This is a genomic window from Sulfurimonas sp. (genome assembly GCF_027056685.1).
Lineage (GTDB): Bacteria > Campylobacterota > Campylobacteria > Campylobacterales > Sulfurimonadaceae > Sulfurimonas.
The window spans coordinates 1-6017 of record NZ_JALUKE010000003.1; the positions used below are offsets into that span (position 1 = coordinate 1).

The following is a 6017-nucleotide window of genomic DNA, read 5'->3' on the forward strand; positions in this document are numbered from 1 at the left end:
GCAACAGAAGGAGTATCTCTTTTAATTGTATAATCATAATCTAACATTCTTTGAATAGCAGTTTTATTGTTATTCCAAAAAATCGCTTGTGTATCTCTAGTATATAATTTTTCCATTTTAGCCCCTTACTTCTCTAATGCCATTCTAACGATGTCAGTAACATGTGTATCTGGTCCGTACACTTCAATGTAAAGCCCAAGTCTATCCGCAGCTTCTTTAATATCTTTCAAACCTTTTTCATAGTTTGGTCCACCGCGACGAACATAAATTTTAGTATTATGTGCTTTAATTTTTTCTGCATTTTCTTCAAATGATTGAATAATACCTGTAAAAGTTTTTGCAACATCTGTAAAGTTCGCAATAGCTCCACCAATAATTAAAATTTTATCTTGACCTTTTGGATCCTCATGACGAGTCATCAAATCAATAATAGTATCTGCATAAAATTTAGTCTCACCAGTAGTTGGTCCACCTGAATACTCACCATAGTTTGCAAGATCAGCTATTGAACCACCATTCGCTTCAGCAAAATCAGCAATAGTATCTGCATAAACAACAGAAGCACCACCACCAGCAACCATAGTCCAAACTCTACCCATTGGGTTGAGAATAGTAAGTTTTAGTGAAGCACCTGATTTGCTATCAGCTTCAGCAATTGCTTTTTCTTCTGGAGATTGATCTTCCATACCAAACGCAGTCGGATACTCAATATCTCCCCATACATCTTTCATCATAAAACCTGCAGTATCATCAAGACGAGCAACAAGATCAAGAATAGCCATGTTATTGCCTTCAAGCATAACAATTGGATTAATTTCTAAATATGCGAAGTTCATATCTCTATAAAATCTAAAAAATGAGAATGCAAATGCTTCAAATTGCGCTCTATTTTCTGCAGGAATATCAGCAGGAATATTTGCTTTAATTTCATGCTCAATATCAGCATCAGTCATATCAATAGGAATTACTACTTCATTAACTTTTTCATCCCAACCATCTTCAACTTCCATCCCACCTTCAGCAGACATATAAAGTACATCATCTTCACCAACACATGTAGCAGAAATATAGTACTCTTGCTCTTGAGAGTGTGGAGTAAATGGCTCAACAATAAAGTGCGTCAAAGTTCCATGTTGTCCTGAAAGAAGTGTTGTCGGATGAGAAATCTTTTCATCAATCCATTTTGCTGCATCAGCTAAAGTTACATCACCTGGCTTATTTGTTTTAAACAGTACCAAATCATTTTTACCACGCTTACCAAACAACATATCTGGTTTTGCAACTAATGGTTCTTGTTTTAACCATTCAAAGCCATGTTCTTCAGCTTTTGCTAAAAGTTCTGCTCCACTTGTTACAAGAACAGATTTGAACCCATAATGGAATCCACTAAAATATTTTTCCCATTGTTTAGAAAAAAGTGCTTTACCGTCGTATTCACGTATCGCTTTTTGAGCCATAGAAACTCCCTATTTTGATATTTGAGGAGCATTGTAGCATAAACTTTTTAATAAATATCTTTTGTTTATATTTCATATTCAATTGATTTATCTATTGTTTATTTTAGTAACATCAGCCTTATATACTGCTATATTATTGTAACGAATAGTTACATTAGCATCTTTTTCTTTACCTAAAGAGAGCTCTTTCAACTCTATATTATCACACTCATTTACACCATAAAACTTCAATCTTAGTTGCATTTTATAATTTGTTTTCACACAATCAATGTTGTGTGCTTTTAAATAAGTTGCCAACTCTTTTGCCACATGCATATCGTAAGCAAAATGTTTTTTTGGATTATCTAAAACACGATAAAGTTCTTTATTAAAAAACACAATGACTGCGTTTAGCACTAAGAATATTAAAGATATAACAAAAATAATTTTATATTTTTTTCTAAACTCTTTTACCCTGACGCGATAAGATGAAACAAAACTTTGAGCAGCTAAAGGCAGAGATATGATCAGATAGGGGGCGAATACTTCAATATCTACTCTTTGTCTAAAAGAGAGAATCAAAGAAATTAGTAGCGCTGTTGTAGATATATACCATATTTTATCAATTTTCTTTGTCAAAAAGCGTTTATAAAGTACATAAAAAATATAGATGAAAACAATAGGCGTAAATATAGCACTATACAGACCCATTATATCTAAAAAGTGCCCACTGGGTGAACCATAGATTTTAATATTGTAAATACTAATAGACACAAGATACAGTAGTATATTATAAAGGAACATCCATCTATTTTTTTCAAAGAAATGGTAGACCATTAATCCCAAAAAGAGATAAGAAAAACCAGAGTCAAGGAGGGCAAAGGCGAATAATAATGGTGCAATGTATATCTCTTTGAATTTATCACTTAAATAGATATATAATAAAAGTCCAAAAATAAGTAAACCTGCATGATTTACTACTAATGCAGCACTAATTACCCCAGGAAGTAAAATAAAAATTAAAACAAGCCATAGTCTATTTCGCGAAGATTTAAGATATTTTTTTGATATATCATAAAGTAATATCACACTTCCAAGATGAAATAGTATCATTGCTAAACGCAGTCCTATATCATTTTCTCCAAAAATACATATAAAAAATTTAATGATTTCTTGTAAAAAAGATTTATTACCATACAACAAAAGTGCCTCATTGTATGAAATAGAGACATGAGCCGTTTCAAGCAATAGAATAAAGGCATCTAATCCTAAAAGTAAGAAAAAGATGAGTCTTGAACTCATAGTTTTAAAAAGTTTCCTATCATTTCGTGACCATATTCACTCATTATAGATTCAGGATGAAACTGTACACCATAAATCTCTTTATCTTTGATTTTTAGAGCCATAATTTCATCATCATCGCTACTAAACGCAGTAGGTTTAATAATATCTGGTAGAGTGTTTTTGTCTACTATAAGAGAGTGATAACGAGTAGCAATAAACTCTTGGGGAATATCTTTAAACAGAGCGCACTGCTGCGTTTGCTTCATTATTGAGGTTTTTCCATGCATCATATTTTTTGCACGAATAACATCCCCTCCAAAAACCTGTGCAATACTTTGATGTCCAAGACAAATTCCTAAAATAGGAACTTTATCCTTAAAATATCTAATCACATCAAGTGTAATCCCAGCCTCATCAGGAGAAGCTGGTCCAGGTGAGACAATAATTTTTTCAGGATGCAAATTTGCAATTTCCTGCACACTCATCTCATCATTTCTTATTATTTTTAAATCAGCACCAAGCTCACGACAATACTGCACAATATTGTAAGTAAAACTATCATAATTATCTATCATTAAAATCATATTATTTGTCCCTCTCATAGCAAAAAAGTCCTAATGTCATATTATACCTAATTTTGTAACTCTTTTTGATTTGTAAGCGTTTGCAAATAATTTGAAATGTTTATAAGTGAAAAAGTTACTAAAAATATCATAAGACCAGGGAAAAAGCTTACCCACCACGCAATATCAACAACACCTTTACCGCCACTAAGAATTGTTCCCCAGCTCATTTGTGGTGCGACAATTCCAAGCCCTAAAAAACTAAGTGAAGACTCTGCTAGTATTGCACCACCGACACCAAATGTAAAACTTACAAAATAGATGGGCGCGAGTATTGGTGCATAATATTTCATCAAGATTTTAAATTTATTGACTTTTGCAATATTTAATATTTTTATAAAAGGTTGCGAAGTTATTTTAAAACTCTCCGAACGGATTAAGCGGGCTGTAGTCATCCACCCTGTTATGGAAATAATCACTATAAGCACCCAGACAGAAGCATTTACATAACTTACAAGTGCCAAAAGTAAAAAGAAAGTTGGAAAAGTTAGAAAAAGGTCTACACTTACAACAAAAATCTTATCAAAACCTCCTCTTAAATAACCAGCTAATGAACCATAAATAAACCCTACAAAAGAAGCAATAAAAGCACTCCCAACTCCAATGGTTAATGAGACCTGACCGCCATCAATAAGACATGCCAAAATATCCCGTCCAAGTCTATCTGTTCCTAAAAGATGCGCAAATGAGGGAGAGAGAAGTATGGAGTGAGCATCTAAAGCATAGGGGCTGACTGTATAAAACAAAGAGCCAAAAAAAGAGAAAATAAAAATAAATAGCAATAGAGCTATGCTAAAAATAGGCATGACCTACTGTTTAATTCCCAAAAGAGTCTGCATCATCTGATCAACTGTTGTTATTACTTTTGCTGCTGCACCGTACGAGGTTTGGTATTTAATAAGATTTGTCATCTCTTCATCTATGCTTACTTTAGAAACAGAGTTATATTCCATTTCTGTTGCATTAAATTGTGCAGTTACTGTATCATTTCTCGATACTGCAGAGTTTGTTGAGACACCAACAAAAGTACTCGTAGTATCAAACATTCCATAGAGAGTTGTATTATAAGTCTCTGTAGCTACATTAAAATCATACTTTTCAAACTGCTGCTGTGTCATATCTAATGCTAAATTATTATCACCACCACTTGAGGAGTATCCTGCATGTACCAAAGTTGGATTGTTGTGTAATGAATCATTTAGTTGGATATCTCGTGCATTATTACCATCAAAATATCGACCTAAGCCTAAAGCTCCTGCAAAATTTGTTCCTGAATTAAATGAATCATCACTGTAGTTATCTTTTATTGAAAAAGTATATCCTTTTGAAGCAGCATCAGAATTTACTGACAAATCTAAAATATTTTTGCCACTTCCTATAGAAGCATAATTAAATTTTATATAATCATCTATATCATTTGTTGCATTATTATCACCATTGTCATCTTTGTTTGCTTCAATTTGAGACTTTATAGAATTATCGGTATTAGACATTGATGTTGCCGAATCTATATTAATTTTTCTCGATGCCACTTCATTACCATCTATATCATAGACTACAACATCAAAAGAGCCCTGTTTAATAGATAACTTTGAATTTACTAGTGGAGCAGAATCACTTAATTCTACACTATTTGATTCTTTGGCTGTTGATGCACTTTGAGCATATAAATTATTTGTCCCTTCAATCAAGCCTTTAGCAAAAGCATCCAAATCCGATACCGTTTTTTGAAGAGTACCATCAACAGGCATACCACTTGTTGTATCAAGAGCAGCACCACGCAAATTCAGTAACGCACCTATTTTACCACCCTTTATCTCTTCGTTCATAGGTATTAAAGTTCCATCTTGTCTTTCATAAGAGATGTCATAAAATCCAAATTTATTTGATTTATTCTCTAAATGCAGAGGATGGAATGTATTTCCGTCGACAATATTAAAACCATTTACACTTAAAGTATAGCTTCCTGTTCTTGTATTAGAGTTACTATCTACCTGTATATTTGCTTCTAGTTGTCCCTGATTTACATTTGCACCAATTAATCTTGAAAGACTTCGCTCTAAAACATTGCGTTTATCGCGTAAATCATTAGCACTATTTCCACCGCCATTTTCAGCATTATTTATAGATAAATTGACATCAGCCAACTGCCTTGCCAAATCATTAACCTGATTGACATTAGCTGCTATTTGCTCATTTGTCTGTTTTTGTAAATCTAATACCTTACTTTGTGTCTCTTTAATATGAGAAGCAAGTGTCTCACTCTGTTTTGCTAAGGCAACTTTAACAGAATCATTATCAGGATTATCTGCAAAAGTTTGCCATGCATCATAATACTTTTGCATATCAGCTTTTACACCAACACCATCAATTTCAGGAAAGTAGGTAGATAATGTTTCTAAAGTTTGCCTTTGTGTATCACTATTTTCTTTATCAGCAGAAACTGCATTATATCTATCAAAAACAAAATTATCAAAAACTCTTTTTATATCTTGCACTTCAACGCCATTGCCTACCTGCCCTGGACGCATTGAAATAGGAGTTGCGGCAGAAGTCATTACTCTTTGACGGGTATAACCCTCAGTTTCAGCATTTGCAATATTGTGTCCAGTGGTATTAATTTCTACCTGTGCTGCACTAAGTCCGCTATAACCTATACCTAAAGTATTAAACA

The 6017-nt window shown here is 33.2% G+C and carries 5 protein-coding genes; all 5 read right to left on the reverse strand.

Features of this window, described 5'->3' with window-relative positions; all coding sequences use genetic code 11:
* Positions 1–125: 125 nt before the first annotated feature.
* Positions 126–1457, reverse strand: a complete 1332-nt coding sequence (locus tag MVY38_RS00105; RefSeq protein WP_297432332.1) for an ATP citrate lyase citrate-binding domain-containing protein — start codon at positions 1455–1457, stop codon at positions 126–128.
* Between the two features lie 87 nt (positions 1458–1544).
* The gene (locus MVY38_RS00110; RefSeq protein ID WP_297482030.1) at positions 1545–2738 is read right to left on the reverse strand and encodes a hypothetical protein; all 1194 of its coding nucleotides are present in this window, start codon (positions 2736–2738) and stop codon (positions 1545–1547) included.
* A complete protein-coding gene (locus tag MVY38_RS00115; RefSeq protein WP_297482037.1) occupies positions 2735–3304 on the reverse strand; it encodes an aminodeoxychorismate/anthranilate synthase component II in 570 nt (189 codons plus the stop codon). Before MVY38_RS00115 ends, MVY38_RS00110 begins: the two co-directional genes overlap by 4 nt.
* A 47-nt stretch (positions 3305–3351) precedes the next feature.
* Positions 3352–4149: an ABC transporter permease gene (locus MVY38_RS00120; RefSeq protein ID WP_297482031.1), complete on the reverse strand. Its 798-nt coding sequence runs from the start codon at positions 4147–4149 to the stop codon at positions 3352–3354.
* A 3-nt stretch (positions 4150–4152) separates the two neighbouring features.
* Positions 4153–6017, reverse strand: a 1865-nt coding sequence (flgK, locus tag MVY38_RS00125) for a flagellar hook-associated protein FlgK (protein WP_297482033.1), incomplete at its 5' end; no start/stop codon positions are given.

Bases quoted from the DNA above. Each gene is read 5' to 3' on its own strand.
- MVY38_RS00105 (WP_297432332.1), bottom strand. From the start codon at position 1,457: ATGGCTCAAAAAGCGATACGTGAATACGACGGTAAAGCACTTTTTTCT.
- MVY38_RS00110 (WP_297482030.1), bottom strand. From the start codon at position 2,738: ATGAGTTCAAGACTCATCTTTTTCTTACTTTTAGGATTAGATGCCTTT.
- MVY38_RS00115 (WP_297482037.1), bottom strand. From the start codon at position 3,304: ATGATTTTAATGATAGATAATTATGATAGTTTTACTTACAATATTGTG.
- MVY38_RS00120 (WP_297482031.1), bottom strand. From the start codon at position 4,149: ATGCCTATTTTTAGCATAGCTCTATTGCTATTTATTTTTATTTTCTCT.